The organism is Pedobacter sp. 10L46_2 (genome assembly GCF_056395165.1).
The window spans coordinates 1-2,450 of the sequence record NZ_JBFTIZ010000438.1; the positions used below are offsets into that span (position 1 = coordinate 1).

The following is a 2,450-nucleotide window of genomic DNA, read 5'->3' on the forward strand; positions in this document are numbered from 1 at the left end:
GGCAAAGAATGCTCTYCGGTTAATCAAGGCCTCAAAAGAGCAGGGATTTGTTGTTTAAAGGTGAATTCTGAAATCCTATTATTTCGTACCAGGTATGCCTATCCACGAATTTGCTGAGACGACGATTAATCGTTCAATTAAGATTTTATCAGCGCTGGAAGCATTCACCTCATCAATGGCTTGCGTAAATTCGTTTTTGACAGATTGAAGCGTATCATTTGGCTTCCACATGGAGTGTTTGGGTAAATGATATAACTTCTTAATTGATTTCCAGCTACTTTAATAACCTTTAATTTCAACTCGTCTAATCTAGCTGATATATCAAAAATTATTACAACATTCATTTTCTTGCTATTTTAAAACTACTCTTAAAGCAGGAATTACTTCTAAAGTTGTTCCTCTGATATTCTCAGATGTAAATAGCTACTTTAGTGCTAACATGAAATCATTATTTATGGAAATCTTCCAAATAATATTAACGCTTCGAGCAAGAAAAAGAGGGTTTCACCTGATTACTGATGAAGTAGAAGCGGCCTTCCCAGAAATTAAATTATTAAAAACCGGGATTTGCCAGGTATTTATTCAACATACTTCTGCTTCCCTTACTATTAATGAAAATGCGGATCCGACAGTCCGGAAAGATTTTGAAACTTTCTTTAATAAGACGGTTCAGGAAGATGATCCTGATTACGAGCATGACTATGAAGGTTCTGACGATATGCCTGCTCATTTAAAATCGTCAATTTTGGGTAGCTCAGTAACTATACCCATTCGTAACGCAAGGTTTGCACTGGGTATTTGGCAGGGTATATATCTTTGCGAGCATCGTAATTATGGAGGTGAAAGAACCTTGGTTATAACCGCTTTGGGCGAAAAGTTTATTTAACGATGTCCTTAGGCGCCAAAAACAAAAATGGCATGGCTATGATCTGTAGAACACAAGCAATAACACTTAGTATACCATATACTGGATAAGTATCAAATTCCTTTAAAATTGGCTGTAATGCAAACACACTAATTACAGTGATAAAAGTAAGAACCCACTTTAGCCAATCCTTGCCTAACGTTGCAAAATAGCCCAAAACAGCAATTAAGAGTGTTGTTTCGAGTGCCAGAGTACCCGTGGTAATATTATCAGCATAATGAAGAAAATGATTTATTAATGTAACTGCTGATGCTGTAAAGATTAGGTAAGCGGCAATCTTGTAATTTTTATGAATAGTTTGTTGCATCGAAAAGTTCCTTCTTTTTTGAGAGCGGAGATTACAAACATAAGATAAATACATCATCTCCCTGCAGCAGATATTGTTTTTTGAACTTGGCATGGCTTTCCAGTATGGTAAGCTCCTTGTCGTTAATAGTTGTTTGATATGCCTTAAAAAATTCGAACACTAGATGATATTTTTTGCGCTAAGTTAAGGTAATTTTGCTGTTCACAGTTCTTTTCGGAGCACCAGTAACAGACAATGTAAAGTTATATTTTTAATAATTATTATAATATTTTAATTTTTTGGAATGTTTTAGTGGAGGATAAGTGTATTAAGATGAAATGTATTTATCATAGAGAAAGTTTTGAATTTGTAGGTGTTCAAACAAATCCTGCTAATGATCAAAATTCAAGCTTGGGATTCGTAATGATAGATACAGCTCTTATGTCTTGTGCTGTTTTAACAACAGGTTATCGCAAGAACAACTAACCAATTAATCTTATCTGACTAGATCTTGAACCAGGAAAGCGTTAAGCCGGTACTGATATGATGAATCGTGATTTTTTTTAAAAAATCTTATTTTAGCTTTATTCAGAATGTTGCCAATGAAAACAAGTTACTTCAAGCCCAGAAAATCTTTTTCCTTTTCTGCTCATCCCTACGATCTGGGAACCTTCATGGGGCTAAGGTATAGCTATGATGATAACCACTTTCTGCTTAAGATTTACAGAATTGAAGAAGAGGAATTTCCTCGTTATTATAACTATCATTTAAACTATGCCCTCGAAGGCAATCTCACAGGTAAAGAGGATTTCTTTCGTCATGTTTGGCAGATCGTACAAAATAGGATCAGGCACTTCGAGATGCAGGATCCCTTTTCAAGCAATCATGCTATGCACAAGCTGAGTATTGAAAAACTTCAACAGTTTCAAGAGTACCTGAAGCGTATAGACGAGTGGAATGCAAGGCCATCCCATATTGTCATTGAAGAGAAAGAAAATATCATACAAAAACAGAAGGAATTGATTGAAGAATTTCAGGCTCGCCTGGATGAATTAAGGGTATTTGAAGTCAGCCAAAAGATTAGGGTCGAGGAAGGCTATGTCGCTACTTTCATTGATCTGTTCAAACAGATCGAAAAACTGGAATTGCCCTCGGGGAGAAAGTTGATATTGAGCGACCATCAGATCGTTTATCCAAGAATGATCAGCAAGTATTTCTCCGATGGTGGCGATGATATAC

Annotated in this window: 4 protein-coding genes; 2 read left to right on the forward strand and 2 right to left on the reverse strand. The window is 35.9% G+C overall.

The genetic code is table 11. From position 1 onward, the window contains the following. Window positions 1-454 precede the first annotated feature (454 nt). A complete protein-coding gene (locus AC1DDX_RS26375) occupies window positions 455-886 on the forward strand; it encodes a secondary thiamine-phosphate synthase enzyme YjbQ (protein WP_337717693.1) in 432 nt (143 codons plus the stop codon). On the opposite strand, the gene AC1DDX_RS26380 is transcribed toward AC1DDX_RS26375, so the two are convergent. Both AC1DDX_RS26380 and AC1DDX_RS26385 read right to left on the reverse strand, forming a co-directional pair. Then, a complete protein-coding gene (locus AC1DDX_RS26380; protein ID WP_337717691.1) occupies window positions 879-1,232 on the reverse strand; it encodes a hypothetical protein in 354 nt (117 codons plus the stop codon). The genes AC1DDX_RS26375 and AC1DDX_RS26380 overlap by 8 nt on opposite strands. A gap of 31 nt (window positions 1,233-1,263) precedes the next feature. Then, window positions 1,264-1,392, reverse strand: a complete 129-nt coding sequence (locus AC1DDX_RS26385; RefSeq protein WP_477622919.1) for a hypothetical protein — start codon at window positions 1,390-1,392, stop codon at window positions 1,264-1,266. Between the two features lie 421 nt (window positions 1,393-1,813). On the opposite strand from AC1DDX_RS26385, the gene AC1DDX_RS26390 reads away from it, so the two are divergent. Beyond that, a partial coding sequence (locus AC1DDX_RS26390) for a hypothetical protein (protein WP_477622920.1) occupies window positions 1,814-2,450 on the forward strand: 637 nt, incomplete at its 3' end.